General features: G+C 37.2%; 13 protein-coding genes (1 of these 13 cut by a window edge). 7 read left to right on the forward strand and 6 right to left on the reverse strand.

All coding sequences use genetic code 11. From position 1 onward, the window contains the following. From QHG57_RS09065 to QHG57_RS09075, 3 genes are all read left to right on the forward strand, one after another. Nucleotides 1–606, forward strand: partial view of an HlyD family secretion protein gene (locus QHG57_RS09065; protein WP_330169103.1) — the 3' portion only. Its footprint begins 501 nt before the window's first position; the window shows 606 of its 1107 coding nt (coding positions 502–1107); the start codon falls outside the window, past its left edge; the stop codon is at nucleotides 604–606. 11 nt (nucleotides 607–617) lie between these two features. Beyond that, on the forward strand, nucleotides 618–815 hold the full coding sequence (locus tag QHG57_RS09070) for a hypothetical protein (protein WP_330169150.1): 198 nt from the start codon (nucleotides 618–620) through the stop codon (nucleotides 813–815). Nucleotides 816–1081: 266 nt separating this feature from the next. Beyond that, entirely contained in the window at nucleotides 1082–3067 is a 1986-nt protein-coding gene (locus QHG57_RS09075; RefSeq protein WP_330168022.1) for a M23 family metallopeptidase, read from the forward strand. A gap of 845 nt (nucleotides 3068–3912) precedes the next feature. On the opposite strand, the gene QHG57_RS09080 is transcribed toward QHG57_RS09075, so the two are convergent. The 3 genes from QHG57_RS09080 to QHG57_RS09090 all read right to left on the reverse strand — a co-directional run bounded on the left by QHG57_RS09080 (nucleotide 3913) and on the right by QHG57_RS09090 (nucleotide 6331). Next, nucleotides 3913–5340, reverse strand: a complete 1428-nt coding sequence (locus tag QHG57_RS09080) for a sensor histidine kinase (protein ID WP_330168023.1) — start codon at nucleotides 5338–5340, stop codon at nucleotides 3913–3915. A 225-nt stretch (nucleotides 5341–5565) separates the two neighbouring features. After that, nucleotides 5566–6120 (reverse strand): RNA polymerase sigma factor, encoded by a 555-nt coding sequence (locus QHG57_RS09085; protein ID WP_330168024.1) that lies wholly within the window; start codon nucleotides 6118–6120, stop codon nucleotides 5566–5568. Between the two features lie 7 nt (nucleotides 6121–6127). Continuing rightward, nucleotides 6128–6331 carry a NepR family anti-sigma factor gene (locus QHG57_RS09090; RefSeq protein WP_330168025.1) on the reverse strand — a complete coding sequence of 68 codons (204 nt, stop codon included), beginning with the start codon at nucleotides 6329–6331 and terminating at the stop codon, nucleotides 6128–6130. Nucleotides 6332–6499: 168 nt separating this feature from the next. Here QHG57_RS09090 and QHG57_RS09095 point away from each other — a divergent pair, with 168 nt between their 5' ends. The 4 genes from QHG57_RS09095 to QHG57_RS09110 all read left to right on the forward strand — a co-directional run bounded on the left by QHG57_RS09095 (nucleotide 6500) and on the right by QHG57_RS09110 (nucleotide 10545). Then, nucleotides 6500–7294: a response regulator gene (locus QHG57_RS09095; RefSeq protein WP_330168026.1), complete on the forward strand. Its 795-nt coding sequence runs from the start codon at nucleotides 6500–6502 to the stop codon at nucleotides 7292–7294. 22 nt (nucleotides 7295–7316) lie between these two features. Further along, nucleotides 7317–8330, forward strand: a complete 1014-nt coding sequence (locus QHG57_RS09100; protein ID WP_330168027.1) for a PAS domain-containing HWE histidine kinase family protein — start codon at nucleotides 7317–7319, stop codon at nucleotides 8328–8330. A gap of 1355 nt (nucleotides 8331–9685) precedes the next feature. Beyond that, nucleotides 9686–10051, forward strand: coding sequence for a hypothetical protein (locus QHG57_RS09105; RefSeq protein WP_330169589.1), 366 nt, complete (start codon nucleotides 9686–9688; stop codon nucleotides 10049–10051). Between the two features lie 44 nt (nucleotides 10052–10095). After that, the gene (locus QHG57_RS09110; protein WP_330168754.1) at nucleotides 10096–10545 is read left to right on the forward strand and encodes a hypothetical protein; all 450 of its coding nucleotides are present in this window, start codon (nucleotides 10096–10098) and stop codon (nucleotides 10543–10545) included. A 280-nt stretch (nucleotides 10546–10825) separates the two neighbouring features. Here the strand turns inward: QHG57_RS09110 and QHG57_RS09115 are convergent, their stop codons facing one another. The 3 genes from QHG57_RS09115 to QHG57_RS09125 all read right to left on the reverse strand — a co-directional run bounded on the left by QHG57_RS09115 (nucleotide 10826) and on the right by QHG57_RS09125 (nucleotide 18473). Then, entirely contained in the window at nucleotides 10826–11581 is a 756-nt protein-coding gene (locus QHG57_RS09115) for a DUF4167 domain-containing protein (RefSeq protein WP_330168028.1), read from the reverse strand. A 1700-nt stretch (nucleotides 11582–13281) separates the two neighbouring features. After that, the gene (locus QHG57_RS09120) at nucleotides 13282–13725 is read right to left on the reverse strand and encodes a hypothetical protein (RefSeq protein WP_330169151.1); all 444 of its coding nucleotides are present in this window, start codon (nucleotides 13723–13725) and stop codon (nucleotides 13282–13284) included. A gap of 4232 nt (nucleotides 13726–17957) precedes the next feature. Further along, on the reverse strand, nucleotides 17958–18473 hold the full coding sequence (locus QHG57_RS09125; protein WP_330168030.1) for a hypothetical protein: 516 nt from the start codon (nucleotides 18471–18473) through the stop codon (nucleotides 17958–17960). Nucleotides 18474–19047: the final 574 nt, after the last annotated feature.

The following is a 19047-nucleotide window of genomic DNA, read 5'->3' on the forward strand; positions in this document are numbered from 1 at the left end:
GCCAAATCAGCTTACGAACAAGCCATTGCAAATGTTAACAGAGCGGATGCACAAATAGCTGCAGCACGTGCAAATATCCGAGTACTAGAAGCGCAACGAAATGAAATAGAAAGCCAAACAAAGAATTTAGAACTCTCGCGTGAAAAAGCACAACGTGATCTTGATTCGACCATTATACGAGCGCCATTTGATGGAGTTATAGGAAATTTAACAGCAAAAACGGGAGATTTTGTTGTAAATGGCCAACGTCTTGCGGCGTTAGTCCCCATACATGCACTGTATATTGAAGCAAACTACAAAGAAACACAGTTGCAAAATATTCACGCAGGACAAAAAGCTTATATTACTGTTGATGCCTTCGAAAAGGAGTTTTTTACAGGAAAAGTGCTGTCTATTTCGCCTGCAACAGGCGCTGTTTTTTCTCTTTTGCCTCCACAAAATGCTACCGGTAACTTTACCAAGATTATCCAGCGCATTCCCGTACGTATTTCTATTCCAGAAGAAGTCTTAAAAACCGGACATATCCGAGCAGGAATGAGTGTTTCAGTGAAAATTGATACACGTACAAAGCCACAAGATAAAAGTTTCTTAATAACAAAAAAGTAGAAGATCTTACTATGACATCTTCCATACCAGAGCTCATACAATCTCAAGAACCCATAGGAATGCACAAAATTGTGGTTTTCATTGCTATGTCTTTTGGCATGTTTATGGCAATCTTAGATATCCAAATTGTCTCCTCCTCTTTAGCTGAAATTCAAGCGGGTCTTGCAGACATTAAAATAAAAATAAAACATGAAAACAGAAAGAGTTAAAGGGAGCATGACACCTTTAAAATAAAATATAGTACCCCATTGCAATGCATAGAAATAGGAAGTACCAAGGAATGGGTTAATAACAATAATGCTTATTTTATATTACTTTAAATAAGGAAATTTTTCAGGTACGATTTATAAAGGCATTACGGTATAAAAGAGAATTTGCATGATCGGTAATTTGTAAAAAGAATCAAATTCTTGTAGAAACATGCTAAGCTATGCTAGCCTTTTTTATTTAATATTGAAAAGTACTCTTAAAATCTATGTGGGATAACGAACAACAAAAAAACGATCCCGGACAAGAGCCTGCTCTTATCGTTAAACGCTTGCGGCCTGCGCGCCGACAAGTCTCTGCCCGTTGGCTTACAGGAACCGTCCTGACAGGAATCACTTCCTGCATTCTTATGGGTATTGCACTTTTTACGGCTCTTGATGAACAACAGCGATTGGTAACCCCTCCACAATGGTTTACAAAAGAAAATCTCTCATACGCACAAGATCCTGAGGCCAATGGATATAAAGGCGATCGTATTTCTCCCACCCATGCACGACAAAGCTTTGACAGCAAACGTCAGTTTGAACTATCGATTCTGCAAAAAAAAGGCGATGAAAAAGTCATTAAAACACAACATTTTGAATGGATTCGTATGGCTTTAGCCGAAAAGCGCCCCCAGAAATATAGCTATCCAAAATTTGATTCTTTAAGCATTCTTGCCAGTGATTCGAAAAATCAAAGCGCCAAACCACAAGATTCTGGACAGATTTATGGAGCAAAGGTTGAAACAAAAATCACCTTACGCAGCTATGATTTTAAGGTAAATCAATTCGATTTTGACGACAACGATACGCTGACAGATGAAGAGGCACAACAAGAGGTGCAAAAAGCTGGATTTACTTTAGAAAAAAGTACCGAACTTCTTTCAGTTCTCACATTGATTGATCCTTTAAAATTAGAAGATGTATCCTCTGATTCCCAAGGTACAGAATCCCCTGAAGTTCGCATTATTCAAGAAAATGTAACTGTTTCTCCTCAAAGTCACCGTATTGATCTGACAAAAAATTATGTTGAAGATATTATTCCTATTCGCAAAAAACAAAAAATAGCCGATGCTTTCAAAAAAACCAGTTATACAAAAAAGCAAATTGAACAAATTGTAAAAACGCTAGAAAAAATGAGCCTTTCCGATACTCTTAAAGAGGGAAGTCTTTTACGCATTGGTATCGTGACACAAGCTGGTGAAGAAGACCATCTCGTACGCGCAAGTATCTATCAAGGGATGTATCATGTTCTCACCGTTGCACTGAATGATAAAGGCCAATTCATTGAAAGCACAGAGCCTAAAATGTCTAAAACTCTTAAAACGGCTTTTCAGAATGGTATTCCGCATTCTTATATCAATAGTGCGCAATTACCAACAGCTTATGATGCACTCTATAGTGCATTGCTAAGCCATAATATATCACAATCTCTCTCTCATCGTCTTATTCGTCTGCTTGCCACCAATATTGACATGAAAAGTCCGATAACCCCTAATGATCAAATCGAAATATTTTATGCCGTACCACAAAGCGATAAAGAAAACCAAAACGGCAAAAAGAACTTGAAAACAAAGGAAGCATCCAAAAACACAGATCCAGAAATTCGTTATATTAGCGCAACTTTTGGAAATACAACTTATAAATATTACCGTTATCAATTAAAGGATGGAAGCGTTGATTATTATGATTCTGAAGGGAAGAGTTCAAAACCTTTCTTGCTACGCAAACCCACACCAAATGGGATTTTTGGCTCCCCCTTTGGTCCACGCAAACATCCTATTTTAGGCTATGTTCGCATGCATACGGGTGTTGATTGGGTTGCTCCTAAAGGATCACCCATTATTGCTGTAGGAGATGGTATTGTTACAAAAGTAGGCGTAACAGGCGGCTATGGAAATCACACGGAAATTCAACATGCCAATGGATATGTCAGTAGTTATTCACACCAAAGCCGTTATGCACCAGATATCAAACCAGGCGTGAAAGTACGACAAGGACAAATCATTGGATATGTTGGAACAACAGGAATGGCAACCGGCCCCCATTGTCATTTTGAAATCATTGTCAATGGCGTCAAAGTTGATCCCATGCGCATCCGTATACCGGATAGCAAAGCCTTAACCAATCAAGACCTACAAACATTCCTCCAAGAAAAAAACAATATTGATTCCTTGATCAACAGCCCGATAACGCCCTCTGAAGAGACTTAAAGCATGAAAGAATCTGCATTTTTACGACTCAAAATATCTAAAAATATGCTTTAGCGCTTATTTTTCTCAAAGAGATTTCCGCACTTTAAATATCTGTAAAGAATACGCCGAAATATGCCACCACCCAAGGTCGCATAACGTCGCATAACAATGATTAAAAATAAAACATCCTCCCCTTTTGAGGTTTACGCACAATAGAAAAGTGCAAAATATGAAACCCAAAAAAGCTAACTCTTCTTATTTATTTTATCAAAACGATAAAAATCCCCTTATTTTCCATGCAATAAAATCTTAATAAAAGGTGAGTTCTTCTAAAGAACGAAGATTCTAAAACCCATATCATTCTATAAACAACCCAACTTCTTGTTGAATAGTCCACCTGTTGAATGCTTATGCTATTCATAGCCCTAAAGAACGGTGTTTCATGAATTTTATGAGCAAGTTTTACCTAAGAATATTCGTTACACAATTTTACAAAACACCACATATTGTAAGTTTCACATGCCTTACACAAAATAACAAAACTTAAAAAAACAATCTCTTGGCAAAGAAATAGAGCTTACTAATATAAGTATTGGCTAAAGAAGCTCTTATTCAAAATAAATTTAAATTTTAACTTAAGCACTTCAAAGCTATAAAACATACAAAAAAGGAGAATTTTAAAAGCCGATAATCGGAGTCAACAAAGCGAAAAACAAAGAGACCAACGAATGAAGAAGCAAAGTTGCTTCTCTTGAAGACAATTGACAATCTGATATGAATAGCGCTGTGTTCGCATTATCTAAGTCATATTTTATTCTCATTTTTATTAAAACGAACAAGCAGAGAAAAAAAGTTTATCCTTTTTAAAAATCAGTCAGAGCTTTTTTTGAACTATTCATTGTGAGTTTTGGCAAAGGAATAACAATCTTTGTGCCTCCTAAAGCAGAAGTTTCAAACAGAGGTTTTTCACCAAATTGCATACAGAGCTGTTCCACGACCACACGACCAAGTCCTGTTTTTTGTTCTAAAGTTTGACTTTTCATTCCTACGCCATCATCTTCTACAATGAGCATCAATTGTCCATCTTTCTGGGGACCAAAGGAGATATAAATATGACCCGTACGTTGATTAGGAAAGGCATGTTTTAAGGAATTTGTCAGCAGTTCACCAAGGATAATTCCAAGTGTTGTCGCATCTCTTGAAGACAGACGACACTCTTTAAAGTCCGTGTGAATGGTGATGTTTTCGCGCAATTCAAAAGGGACAGCCAATTCTACATCATGCACAACAGAACTGAGAAACTCTGCCAATAAAGTTGTTTCCATATCATCACTTAAGCGCAAACGACGATGTGCTGTAGAAATTGTCTGAATACGATCACGTGCAGCTCCTAGAACAGAACGTACCTCTTCATTTTTGCTCCGGTTTAACTGAAGTCCCAGTAAAGAAGACACCGTCCCAAGAGAGTTGCCAATGCGATGGCTTGCATCCTGCAACAACATTTCAACCCGTTGGCGTTCTTTTTCAGCGTGATTGCGTGCTCTTTCTAATTCTTGAGTTCGTTCTTTCACGCGGGCTTCCAGAGCAATATTTTCACTATGAAGCAGCAATTGATACAATTTTAAAGAGCGCACATCACGATGAAAACGATTAATAACAAAATAGGCAGAAATAAAGGTACTCACAACGGAAACAATAGCCGCCAAAGTTAAAGCAGCCCGCATCAATGCGATACCCTCACGCTGTTTTTGTCGCACCACATCATCCCCATTAATAAAGCTTGTCATCAATTGAGCTAAACGTGCCACAGGAATCTTTGATACCTCCAAAGAGGCAGCATGAGAAGGTTGTTCAGGAATCGCATCAAGAGCATGCATATGGGCATTCATAAATTCTTTTCGTGCTTCAACCTCTTTTTTAAAAGCCGTAAACCATTCATACCATTGCGGATGCGCATAAACAATAAGTGCGATATAATCGAGAATATCTCCTAACTCCCGCTCTGCATTTTCAAAACGTATTTTATCTTCCGCCTTGCGCGTTTTTACATAGCTGCGATCAGCAACAGCCATATCAATCAAGCTAATAAGGACCAAATCAGCCTGTTCGCGCAATTCTGAACTTGTATTCAACTGCGCGACTTCTCGATCAACGGCATTTGAAAGCAACATAATAAAAACCGATGCCAAAAGAGCCATAACAAGAGAAACAACAATCGCTACCCACCGCCAATGTGATATCGTTGCATCAGAAGAAGGCATTTGAGGCATCAAATTTGTCTTTGTTGTCATAGAATGTCCATTGGCGAACTTGAAAGTCGTCATTTTTCAGTACAAAGGAAGGCAACCTTATGGAACATAAAACCCAAAGCCCGTGAAAGAATTTCATACAGGCTTTTTTTGTGTTCCTAAGGATACACGCCAAACACTCTGAACTTCCTCAGATACTGACTTTACTGTAATAGCTATAACGGGAATAAAAAAAACAAGACTATCCATCATAATTATTATGCTTTTTTAGCCGTTAAATGAACACAATGTACTCCCCGCTGAATAAGAATCGGGACCATAATCAGACTCACCATCCACCTTGAGAAGTTCTTGTAATCGATTACGCGCCCGACTCACACGGCTTTTGATGGTTCCAACAGCACAACCACAAATAGCCGCAGCATCTTCATAAGAAAACCCCGATGCACCAATGAGAATAATGGCTTCTCTTTGATCGGCAGAAAGCAAATTTAAGGCTTTTTTGAAATCTTGCAAATCAAGCGATCCATATTGAGCAGGATGAACAGCAACATTTTGAGTAAACACGCCGTCGGTATCTTGAACTTCTCTTCCCTTTTTGCGCATTTGACTATAAAATTCATTGCGCAAAATGGTAAAAAGCCAAGCTTTAAGATTGGTTCCCATCTCAAAACTATCTTGCTTAGCCCACGCTTTCATAACCGTATCTTGGACTAAATCTTCGGCTTTATCGTGCTTGCCACTTAAAGAAACAGCAAAAGCTCGTAAAGCCGGCAACATCAAAAGGAGTTCTTGTTTAAAATTTTTCGCGCACTTTGACATAAAGGATTCAAACCTTTTCCACATTGTTTAAGCTAAATTGCTCTGCGCGCTCCAACCTTTCTAAAAGCTCGAGCAAACGCCGTGGTAGCGCTTCTTCCTGAATTTCCATGTAAAATTGGCGTAATTTCCGTGCTATTTCGCTATTGACCCCGAGAAGATCATCTCCAACTGTAAATTGTGTGGTGAGATTTTTTTCATCACGGTCGTTCATTTTTCATCCCCCTAATCCATATAATATCAGTAGCACCGCGAAGAATTTTTCGCCTTATGGTTGTAAATATAGCTGTCGGTAAAAAGTTCCATACAAATCAAGGAACTTTTTTATCTATTGAGAATTTCAACCAACAAAATGCTTGAAAGGTCAAAGGAGTTATAAATTATGTCATTATCAACGCGCATTGCCCCGCATCTTCCCTATCTTCGGCGTTTTGCCCGCTCTGTCACTGGTAGCCAATCCTCTGGCGATGCTTATGTGTCAGCGATGTTGGAAGCACTCATTGCCGATATTTCCATTTTTCCCAAAGCATCCAGTGACCGAATTGGTACCTATTGGCTTTTTTGTCATCTTTTTGACCAAACCACACCGAACATCCCTGAACCTCTGCCCCAATTTGGTCTTGAACAAAAAACCAGTGCCAAATTATCCTATCTCACGCCCCGTGCACGCCAAGCATTTTTGCTCATTGCCGTTGAAGGATTTCATGAACAAGAAGCCAGTGAAATCATGAATCTGGATACGAAAGAATTCCGCAAGCTTCTCAACCAAGCATCCATTGATATTTCTCAACAAATTGCCACTGAAGTAATGATTATTGAAGATGAACCTCTTATTGCGCTTGATATTGAGCAAATGGTAGAAAGCCTGGGTCATCATGTTGTAGGAATAGCGCGCACGCGTGATGAAGCTGTCATCATGTATCATAAGAAAAAACCACGGTTGATTTTAGCTGATATTCAATTAGCCGATAACAGTTCAGGTATTGATGCGGTCAACGAGATTTTGAAAAATGAGCATATACCAGTGATTTTCATCACGGCTTTTCCCGAAAGGCTGCTGACCGGCGAGCGTCCAGAACCAACTTTTTTAGTAACCAAACCTTTTAACCCTGATATGGTGAAAGCGCTTATTTCCCAAGCTTTATTTTTTCAAGAGAATGCTTCTAAAGCGGCTTAGAACAGAGTAACATCTTAAAATTATGATCGTTACGCCTCTTTCAAAGCCTCCCGTTGATAGATCTCATATGAATGCGCTCATGCAAGCGATTCGTGGTGCTGATATTTGTGTTCTCTATCAGGCAACAAATCTGGTTTATTTATGGGCTGAAAACTTGCCCCACCATTTGCACAATAAATGGCGGGTTGGTTGCCGTGACAGCGACTTTTTTTCGCTTGACCTTGCAGACAATATGGAAACCATCAAACTGCAAGTTTTAGCGAGTGGCAAAATGCAAACTGTTGAAGCACGTTTTGAAGATACAAACAAACAAGAGATTTGGTACAAATTTTCTATTGATTGCCACCGCAATGATAATGGAGATATTATCGGTATTATCACCACCGGTGTTAATATTTCCGGCTTACGCCGTCGTGAACAAGTGCTTAAAATCCTTCTTCGCGAAGTCAGTCACCGTTCTAAAAATCTTCTAGCGATCATTCAAAGTATTGCCAGCCAAACCGCCCGCTATACTGAATCTCTTCAGGTTTTCTTACGCAAATTTCAAGGTCGTCTTCATTCTCTTTCTCACTCTCAAGATCTGATCACTGATTCCGATTGGCGTGGTGCTCAATTTCGCGAATTGATCCAAACGCAAGCTTTAGGCTATTTTATGAAAGAAACAGAGCGTTTTTCACTTGAAGGCGCAGATCCTTATCTTTTTCCCAATGCCGCTTTGCATATTGGTTTGGCTTTTCATGAACTGATTGTCAATTCTCTTTCTTTTGGAGCCCTTTCTCAAGAAAAGGGAAGCATCTGTGTACGCTGTGAAATTGAAACAAAACTGAATGGCAAAATGCAACTTATTATCACTTGGCATGAAAATTTTGAATCTGGCCTCCCTCCCACAAACAATAAAAAAGCCTGTTTTGGTAGTGCCGTTCTCGAAAAAATCGTTCCCATTTCCGTAAATGGTTCAGCTTCCCTCAAATTGACAAAAGAAGGCATTGTCTATTGCCTCTCTGTTCCGGATACTTATTTTGATATTTTTTCTTAAAAGAGCATTTCAAACACTAAACAAGAGAAGTTTCCCCTTTTCAGCAAAATTTCTCATCTATTCTATTAAGCACAAAGATATTTTCCAACCTCTTTAAAGCAACCTCTATAGTTCTCTACTCATTTTCCAAAACCTTAACGATAAAAACTTAACCGCATATAAAGTCCATTCCCACTATCAATCAATTTCCCTCCCTCATATAACCGCATATTTTAAGACAGAAATAAAAACGATAAAGAGCAAACCGTTTCAGCTTTTATATGCCAAATCAAAGCAAGCCTATCCCCCATCTCTTTTTATGTAATTTTCGCAATGCGCATACAATTTCATTTTAGCAGAATATGAAATTTCAAGGAGTAAAGCCAACATCCCTCATCACTCTTCAGTTTTACGGGCTTAAAGCATCCACGAAAACGGCAATTAACTGATGAAAATACACATTTTATGCTTTTATTTATCGCATTCTTTAATGGATATATGCTCTTCAGGTACAAAAAGACATCCTACAACAGAATACACTTGTATCTCTCATTTATGCACTCTTTTTAATATTTCCCAGCGCATCCACACTCATTTCAAAACAGCGTCTGTAAATAAGATATAATAGCCTTTGTAAAGTAAACCATCAAGCATGCCCCTTTTCACTCCACATCCTCCTTTACCTTCATGCCCCTTTTTACTTCATAAAAGTAGTAGCCAAGCATCATAATACCATCTGTCCCTCATGTTGCAACAGCCCTTGACCTTTGAGAGCATTCATAAGAGGCATTTTAGTCTTTTTTTCAAATATTTCTCACCAACATAAAACCCACACACTCCCTTTTATGACGTGCAAACCAATGATTTTGATTAATTCACTATAGAACAGCATCTCAAAGGGGGAAGCACATCTTAAAGGGGGAAGCACATCTTAAAGGGGGAAGCACATCTTAAAGGGGGAAGCACATCTTAAAGGGGGAAGCACATCTTAAAGGCACATCTTAAAGGGGGAAGCACATCTTAAAGGGGGAAGCACATCTTAAAGGGGGAAGCACATCTTAAAGGGGGAAGCACATCTTAAAGGGGGAAGCACATCTTAAAGGGGAAGCACATCTAGAAGCACATCTTAAAGGGAAGCACATCTAAAGGAAGCACATCTTAAAGGGGGAAGCACATCTTAAAGGGGGAAGCACATCTTAAAGGGGGAAGCACATCTTAAAGGGGGAAGCACATCTTAAAGGGGGAAGCACATCTTAAAGGGGGAAGCACATCTTAAAGGGGGAACTAAAAAACTCTGAAAACGTTTAACAATGAAGAAGCCCCTAGGCTGACAAATTGGGGGCCGCGCTGTCAACCTCTCATTTGGAAAATAATTGATGAATCCCCTTGTTTTTATCCTCTTATTGGTTTCATGTACAGATGATTTTAAGAGTTGCTATTCGAACAATACAATGGTTAAAATTTATCCAACAGCAAAAGCATGTGAACAAGCCATGATACCATCCACAAAAAAGTTTGCATTTTATGGACAACAAATTTTTGCCCAATGTATAAACGTACATGCCAATTTACATCAACAAGAAGTAAAATTGATCTGGTCTGTAACAAACCGTGGAAATTTCCTGCTTAAAAGCAAAAACATAAATAACAAGATGTCTACAGTCCACAAAGAAGATACTTTACCAACATTGCTTCCTCTTTTGCATTCTTCTTCCACAAATCTCTTGCACAAAAAACTTTAAAAGCATAAACCCATCAGATCTCAAAAAAATAATCAATGAAAGACATGATGGATAATAAGCGAATGCAACCTTTAAAAGACCATCACACAGAGCAAAATTCTCTGCCTCAAGATCTCCCTTTAGATCCTGCTGTAGAAAGAGTAAGAAAAAAACTTATGGGGTTAATGATTATTTCCGTTTTAATAACGCTTTTCCTTATCCTAACCGTACTGTTTTTAATTGTTTATAAAGTAATAGCAACCGGATCAGCGCCAAAACAAACAGAACCATCTTCCTCTCCCAGCAAAAACCCACACGTTATCCATCATACGCTCTCTCTACCGGAAAAAACACAGATTTTGTCGCAAAGCCTCTCAGAACACAATATTGTACTGAAAGTTTTAACCGCTGATGGACAAACAAAATTTATGATTTACAATTATCATACCGGTGCACTAATTGCCGTTCTTTCTGTTGAAACAACAAAAGAAATATCGAAGATAATGCCTCATTAAGCAAACGAACATCACCACAAGCGCTTAAACAACATCCCTGAAGATTTAAACATTTTCCTCTGCTTCAAGATGCGACCACTTAGGCGACGGAGCGTTTTTCTCTGTATCCCCCTCACTTAAATACTGGCAACGAAAAAACTCCTGCCGCCATCCTTCGTTAAATTCCGGATACTGCCCGTGAAGATTCAAAGAAAACGCAAAAAGCTTCTTGAGTATATATAATTGACCATCATGATACCAACAACATCACCACAAGCGCTTAAACAACATCCCTGAAGATTTAAACATTTTCCTCTGCTTCAAGATTGACCACCCGGCGACGGCGCGTTTTTCTCTGTACCTCCTCACCTAATCCAGGCAACGAAGAAACCTCTTTTGTTGCGGTTGACGCATCTCCATTGCTAGAGCTTTCTGCTGTTGTAAGTGAAAGCTCAAGAGATGATTCATCTTGAGTCCGTACAGTACGCCGACGGGGAGAGCGACGTGTTTTTTTGACGGATTCAACATTTTTCTCAGAGCGACAGTGCTCTTGATCCGTTTTTTCATCCGATAGAGCTTCTAAAGCATTTTCACGCGCATCCCCATTTTGCGTTTTAGCATATTGGCCATTGCCATTTTTTTGCGACGGCATCTGTAATACATCTGTATCCCCCTCGACAGCATCCTTTTTTTCACCCTCAAAATTTATTTCACCGCATTCTTGCTCATTATTTTCATCACGATTTTCATCACCACGATTTTCATCACGTCGAACCGATTGAGACATTTGCCCAGCTGCTGCTAAAATAATACGCAAATAGTGCTCGGCATGTTGTAAATAATTTTCCGACATAACACGATCACCCGCACCTTGTGCATCCCGCGCAAGGCTTATGTATTTATCGGCAATTTGCTGAGCATTCCCGCGAACTTTAACATCCGGACCGCTACTTTCATAATTGCGAGACAATGGATTAGGACCGCGACGATTATTATTGTTATTACCATTATTGTTATTATTGCGACCGCGTACCCGTCTATTTTGTTGTGGCCTCATTTTTATCCCTTTTTGGAGTGTTTGTCTTATGTATGTTTTAATCGACTCTTCCTCACTGCATTACCTTTTGATAATGCTGGTCATTTTTAACATACGGTTATCAAGCTATCCGCGTTTATTTCACTCAAACGAACCCTACTGACATTGATAAAAGCATATATTTTCTTGATAATCATAAAACAGCAGGGAAACCGTCAATCAGAAATTCCCTCTTTCTCTGTCAAACAGCAGAAACCTAATGATGTTCACATAAAATGCCAAGTGTTTTTTTTTAAATAAACCATATTTCACTAAAAAAATAACTATCTTGTGGAAAACAAAAAGGAGAACACATATACAACATACCTGACAAAGAAAAAATTCCCACCAGAGAATATTAGAAACTTCCCTTTTTTGCTCTAAAACCACCGCTCCTAAAAACGCCGGTATTCCCTGCCCTCTCGTGCCTTTAACTCACAAGCACTTCCATCCCAACGAGTCATTGCGAGTCATTGCGCGAACCTCTTTATTTATGATATATAGCCTCTCTTCATCGCTAAAGCAACCCCTTGTGAGCGATAATCCACGACCGCTTCACAAAACCTCTTGATTTTTATAGATAGATTAATAGGAAGTATTATTCAAGCCCTATAATCACCAAGAGATCAATCTTCTTTCCAAAATAAGCAACGATACTATCAATTTCTATTTTAACCCATGGAATTTTCAAGTTAATCACAGTTTTTATTTATAACAAACTGAGCTTAAAAACAAAATATTTAAATACAAAAATATCAAATTATGAAAAAAACGACCAATATTTTACGCTTCCCTAAAAATTAGCTTCTTCTCAAAAAAAATGCCCTCCTCAAAATCTATTAATAAAAATGATATAAGACATTTCCTCTCTTATCTTTTCTGATAAAGTCTTTTCTGATAAAGAAAACTGGAATTATAAAACAAGCACATTTGTAAACCCAGCACAGCGCTTTACACATGAAGCAGCCTTGAATGTTTAAAAAGGAATGTTTCTTTTTTACTCATTTTTGTCTTGTCTATTGACTTACGCTCTCAAAGAACGAAGGTTCTCAAGTTAAACTGGTCTGTCAACAATGAAAATTCTTGTAAAATTCATACACTGTATTGATTTATAATGATAATTCATATTTTTTGTGTTGAGTAAGAAAACTTAACACCGTAGGATTTTTCATTCTCAATCTGTTTGCTGTTGAACCAATCTCTTTTTTTCTTGCATGTTACACGTGGCAAAACCTGCATGGCGTAAAAACAATAAAAAACTAAAAGGGCCTCTTATAAACCGTCTCTAAAGCTCAAGGGCTGTCGAGAGGTACTATTGGGAGTTAGAAAAGTATGGAATGGTACCGGCTTACTCTTTTTTAAAGCGTAAAGATGAACGTACTCTATAAATTTTATACACTTCATGGGTGCTTTACCATTATACCATTCACCAGAACCATTACGAAATGGATTTCCTACGCCTGTTATTTCCCTTAAAAAAGCTCAACAAATCCTCCTGAAACTTCACCACGCCCCCTTAAACATTTCAAGGAGGTATCCATATCTTATGCCGCCACACCTTAAAAAAGGTGATACAACAAGATAAATAAATCAAATTTTTATAGGTATCGAGGCAGATAGTAATTTAAGAGGTTTTTATCTTTTCATCAACTTCCGCAGTCTTTTAACTTTCCGTATAAAACTTAAAAGTAATTGCGTACTTTGCCTTTTTTATTTTCTTTTTCATTGAGAAAACAATCGCGTAAGAGAAAATAATTTCCATCCCCAGGTCGTACCATCGTTAAACATTGTTTTTTTGCAGTATCAGAAAGCTTATCCCACATTTCACGAATAGCAAAATAGGCCTCACTTTCCAAATTAAGGCAATGCTGATAAACTTCTCTTTTCATATCAGGCATAACAGAAGCAGAAATTTCCTTGCAATATACGCGCAAATCAAAAACAGGAATAACCAATTCAACGGGTGCTTGTTGTGTTATTTTTTTATGAGAAGAAAAATAACTAACCACCTTTACAACAACAAAACACAAAACCACTATACAAAAAAGTATTATGCAAACAAAAGCAATCTTGCGATATAATCTTTTGAAATAAGCCTTTTGCCTTGCACGGATTCTTTTTTCCATAAAGATTGTACCCTTTAACATCCAAAGAAAAGCTTTTTACAGCCAAAAATGATAGAAGTATCCGTATACACAATACAGGTTATAACGGCAAACGATCAAGACTCTTATGTCAAAAGACTCTCTTTTTTATCGTATAATTTTTATCGTATAAAATTCTTGTGAAACACTTTTCTCATGCCCTTTATGAAAAATAGGGATTATGATTTTCTCTCATTACTTTAAAAATCTATAAACAATTCGTCTTCTTTAAGACACATCACATTGATTTATAAAGAATATTTATTGTTTTGCATGTTGAATGAAAGGCCCAAACACCATAGGATTCTCTCATCCTAAATTTATTTTCTGTTAAAACGATCAAACCTTGTCGCTTGCAAGTTACAAGCGGAGCTAGCATATGGATTAAAAACTATACAAAAAAGGCATGCCTCTTATGAAGCATCTCACAAACCAAGGCTGTCGTAACATTTAGGAACTGAAAAATGAATAACAGTACCGGCTTGCACTTTTATGAAGCATAAAGATGGGGGATACCTTATAAATTTTATACATTTCATAAGGGCTTTACCCCTATACCATTGACGAGTGTCCTTGTGAAAGTGGCTTGGGAGTAGGATATCTCTTTAAAACAAGTCCGTAAATATGCAATACGTAAATATGCAATAAATGTATATTCGGGGACAAATAATATTTGGGGCATTCTGTTATACATGAGAGGCATGATCCCCAAAAGATGCGCAATACACAAAGGCATAAAGCATTATCTTCATTATTTAAATAATATTGCTATAGGTATTTTTGAAAATTATAAAGCAAAAAGATGATGTCAAAACGAGTAATTATATGCCTTTATATTTTTTCTCAATAAGGCATCTCCCTATTTCAGAAATCACTCAAATACAGCCCCCATCTGGCATGCATAACGTCTAGCTTACAAAAGCTGGAGTAGCTCAGAGAGTTTTACCCTTCTAAATCCGTAGGATTCTCATTCTTCTTTCTTTCAAACATGCTGAAGCGTTGAGATTTGATGTTGATTGACAAGCAACAGAAAAAGCTCTGTACTCTCTTAAGAAAACAATGCCTTAAAATTACACACATAATAGATTGGAAAGATGTCCTAGCTTTTTATAAAACACGCTGTAAAATAACGAGTGTAACATATTGGCTTTGCTTATCCAAAAAATGTTCATACCAATCTCTTACACCCAATTCCCTTACACCCAATTCACTTGTGTCCAATTCCCTTGTGTTCTATGCATAAAGATCAAATTGAAGGGAATATATGGACAACCCTGAGTTTGAAAATATGAATGAAAAACGTGACAGAGTTTTGCATTCCTTTGTCATGCAAAAGTATTAAACATTCTGAAACAAGCACTCTTGCTGTCTCGTAATGATTTTTTTATAGATTGGAAAGATGTCCTAGCTTTTTATAAAACACGCTGTAAAACAACGAGTGTAACATATTGGCTTTGCTTATCCAAAAAATGTTCATACCAATCTCTTGCATTCAATTCTCTTACACCCAATTCCCTTGTGTTCTATGCATAAAGATCAAATTGAAGGGAATATATGGACAACCCTGAATTTGAAAATATGAATGGAAAGCGTGACAGAGTTTTGCATTCCTTTGTCATGCAAAAGTATTAAACATTCTGAAACAAGCACTCTTGCTGTCTCGTAATGATTTTTTTATAGATTGGAAAGATGTCCTAGCTTTTTATAAAACACGCTGTAAAATAACGAGTGTAACATATTGGCTTTGCTTATCCAAAAAATGTTCATACCAATCTCTTGCATTCAATTCCCTTACACCCAATTCCCTTACACCCAATTCCCTTGTGTCCAATTCCCTTGTGTTCTATGCATAAAGATCAAATTGAAGGGAATATATGGACAACCCTGAATTTGAAAATATGAATGGAAAGCGTGACAGAGTTTTGCATTCCTTTGTCATGCAAAAGTATTAAACATTCTGAAACAAGCACTCTTGCTGTCTCGTAATGATTTTTTTATAGATTGGAAAGATGTCCTAGCTTTTTATAAAACACGCTGTAAAATAACGAGTGTAACATATTGGCTTTGCTTATCCAAAAAATGTTCATACCAATCTCTTGCATTCAATTCCCTTACACCCAATTCCCTTACACCCAATTCACTTGTGTTCTATGCATAAAGATCAAATTGAAGGGAATATATAGACAACCCTGAATTTGAAAATATGAATGAAAAGCGTGACAGAGTTTTGCATTCCTTTGTCATGCAAAAGTATTAAACATTCTGAAACAAGCACTCTTGCTGTCTCGTAATGATTTCTTTTTCTGCTACCGGTCAAATTCCTTTATTTAGAGAAATTGCCTATCATAAGTTAGGCAACAAATAGAGCTATATGCAACAAACAGAGACTGATGTATATTCGTATACCCGCATGGGATTCGTTCCAGTTTGCATGATTGGCTTGCAGAATCCATTTGCCTTTCCCCTTTGGCTTTCCCCCTCACGGGATCTCTATCACGATAGAACAAAAAGCGACATTTCTTGAGGCTTTATGGACAAAAACCCCACCGCCCGAAGAGTTCATCACATACAAAAAAATCTTATGTGCATTTACATGAGACTTTACAAAAAGATACCCCACATATTACCACACACAAACACTTCATGTATAAAATCTTACATACCTTCTATCACCGCACTCTCAAAAGGCAGTCACCACGACAACAAGATAAGAGATCAGTGATGTAAAACTCCAAACAAAGAAAAGAATGGACTTTCTAATCAAGATCAACAAACACTGTTAAAGACACATTTGTAAAGACATCCAGGATTATCAATATTTGTATTTTTGATCATGCGAGCATGTATGATAATGGATCTTCAAGTGCGCCACCATTTTACGCTTCACCCCATATCCTTCCACCGTCAAACAGTTACAAAGATTCTTTAGCTATCCCCCATTATAACCAACGCAAAGGAAACTAAAACAGATACCTGCATTTTTATTTTAGATCTTCCCGATTGGGATAAAACGCACAAGAATTTAGAGATTTCACTGCAAAACGAAATCACAAAATACAATGATGAGAATAATAAAAAATATCCCAAACCACTTCAATAACAAATATATAGCGCCCCTGCTATTAGAAAGTAAAAAAAGCCGCACCTTTAAATGGCGCGGCTTATGAATAGAGATATAATTAAATAAAATACAAAAGAAATCAATAATAAATACTTATACACAAAACGTATAATATTGCAAGCTTTTTAATTATATTTATAAAACTTATCCAAAAAGAGTATAAACAACGACGCCTTCGTATTGATGAAATTCGTTTGCAACAACATACTTTCTAAAATCAAAATGTATCAAATAAATCAAAATACTTTGTAGATTTATTTCAATATAATCCATAACAATACATACAGTTTAAGTACATAATTATAATAAAACCCGTTCTTTTACGCTTGTAAAAGCTTGTTTTTCTTGACTTGCGTCCACCACTTCAAAAGACGAAGATTCATCACCCAATCTGATCTATCAACAGCTTGGATTGTATCGGGGGGCATCTGGCTTTCCCGCATGTGATTTACTTAAACTTAAAGCTCAACAAAAAAGCCCTGCCTTAAATATTTGGCACACCCTTAAAAACACTTCTTGTGTCACTGAAGCTCTTACAAAGAGGCTTTCCTTATATCATCACACCTCAAAGGACGGTATTTTACAGCATAAGACAAATAAGACAACGCTTACACAATCTTGTTTGATAAGAAAACAAGTGAAACTTTAGCCTTCAAACCTGCACCAACAGTATAGCATTGCTCTTCTTTATAAGAAAAGACACAACAATACGCTTTATAAGAAAAGACACAACAATACGCATTTTTTTCTTATTGGTATTTTTCTGCTTTTGCCTTTTCGGCAATTAAAACTTTTTATGGGATTTTTAACAAATCAAAATTGCGATAAGCTGCTTTTTTCTCTTTTACAAGCTTCTTTTGCCATGCGTTTCTGTTTGGGCATAGCTCCTTCCTCTATAAGCTTTAAAACTTGCTCTTAGATTTCAATATGCACCCTAATCTCCCCAACAACTCATGATCAACTTTCCTGCAACAACGCTTCTCTTTTGATAAACTTTTTACCTTTTTTAACCTCTCAAACGCATAGCAATTCACGCTCCACCGAAAATATAAATAAGTTTTATCTGATCTATAGCTTAAACCCATGCATATTGTTATGATAAGTCTTTTATATGTTTTCTCTTTTTTAAAAAAGAAGAAATCCCTCTAGACTGCTCAACACTGATGTTTTGACTAACACTACTGTGTATTTCTAGCGGCTTTTGTTCTGTAAGTTTTGAAACAAAAGAACTGTAGTCTATTGCTGACATCCCATTTGTTGGAGAAAAAAATATGTCTCCAGCGGATGATGATTCTAGTTTAATTTCTGGTGCGCTCACAAAACGGTTTGCTGTCGTTATTCCACCACTCACGACACTATTAATACTGTCTTGATTCTCTTCTTTCCTATTTTTTTTCTGTTCGACTTTGGTAGGATTTTTGGTAGGATTTAGAGTATTTAATTTTTTTTCTAAAGCATCCATGCGCTTTGAAATTTTTGTAATATCTTCATATATTTTTTTCAACAATGCGTTTAAAGGAGCATGTCCCGTTCTTCCGCTAGCGTAAAGCACCACACGAATACATTCAGGATCATCAATATCAGCAATAGAAAATGGAAAAAGTGCCATTATATCCCCCTTTTTGATAAACTAAACGCATATTAAGCATTTGAATATCTTTTCCGTTGTACGGCTCCTGCATTCCTCAGAAAACCTCAGAAAACCTCAGAAAACCTCAGAAAACCTCAGAAAACCTCAGAAAACCTCAGAAAACCTCAGAAAACCTCAGAAAACCTCAGAAAACCTCAGAAAACCTCAGAAAACCTCAGAAAACCTCAGAAAACCCAGAAAACCTAGAAACCTCAGAAAACCTCAGAAAACCTCAGAAAACCTCAGAAAACCTCAGAAAACCTCAGAAAACCTCAGAAAGGCTTTTGAAAAAAATTTCCTCATCGAAAATTTTTACAAGGTATTTTTTTAGATTATATTCTGTTTTCCACATAAAACGATGATTTTAACCCCTGAAACCAAAGAAAAATGCATGATCACCTTGCATGCTGTGTTGGTTTTCCCCAAAATGACAAAGCCACCCCCACCGATCTTTAAACAATACCAATCGATAAACAACAGTCTGTAAACAATCTTGTTTCTTATCTAGTGGATTTGACTTAGCTTCCCCCTTCAAATGCCCCCTTGCAATGCA

Origin of the sequence: Bartonella grahamii subsp. shimonis (assembly GCF_036327415.1) — a bacterium.
Classification (GTDB): Bacteria; Pseudomonadota; Alphaproteobacteria; order Rhizobiales; family Rhizobiaceae; genus Bartonella; species Bartonella shimonis.

Excerpts from the sequence above, each read along its gene's own strand:
- QHG57_RS09070 (WP_330169150.1), top strand. The coding sequence starts at position 618 with ATGACATCTTCCATACCAGAGCTCATACAATCTCAAGAACCCATAGGA.
- QHG57_RS09075 (WP_330168022.1), top strand. The coding sequence starts at position 1,082 with ATGTGGGATAACGAACAACAAAAAAACGATCCCGGACAAGAGCCTGCT.
- QHG57_RS09080 (WP_330168023.1), bottom strand. The coding sequence starts at position 5,340 with ATGACAACAAAGACAAATTTGATGCCTCAAATGCCTTCTTCTGATGCA.
- QHG57_RS09085 (WP_330168024.1), bottom strand. The coding sequence starts at position 6,120 with ATGTCAAAGTGCGCGAAAAATTTTAAACAAGAACTCCTTTTGATGTTG.
- QHG57_RS09090 (WP_330168025.1), bottom strand. The coding sequence starts at position 6,331 with ATGAACGACCGTGATGAAAAAAATCTCACCACACAATTTACAGTTGGA.
- QHG57_RS09095 (WP_330168026.1), top strand. The coding sequence starts at position 6,500 with ATGTCATTATCAACGCGCATTGCCCCGCATCTTCCCTATCTTCGGCGT.
- QHG57_RS09100 (WP_330168027.1), top strand. The coding sequence starts at position 7,317 with ATGATCGTTACGCCTCTTTCAAAGCCTCCCGTTGATAGATCTCATATG.
- QHG57_RS09105 (WP_330169589.1), top strand. The coding sequence starts at position 9,686 with ATGAATCCCCTTGTTTTTATCCTCTTATTGGTTTCATGTACAGATGAT.
- QHG57_RS09110 (WP_330168754.1), top strand. The coding sequence starts at position 10,096 with ATGATGGATAATAAGCGAATGCAACCTTTAAAAGACCATCACACAGAG.
- QHG57_RS09115 (WP_330168028.1), bottom strand. The coding sequence starts at position 11,581 with ATGAGGCCACAACAAAATAGACGGGTACGCGGTCGCAATAATAACAAT.
- QHG57_RS09120 (WP_330169151.1), bottom strand. The coding sequence starts at position 13,725 with ATGGAAAAAAGAATCCGTGCAAGGCAAAAGGCTTATTTCAAAAGATTA.
- QHG57_RS09125 (WP_330168030.1), bottom strand. The coding sequence starts at position 18,473 with ATGGCACTTTTTCCATTTTCTATTGCTGATATTGATGATCCTGAATGT.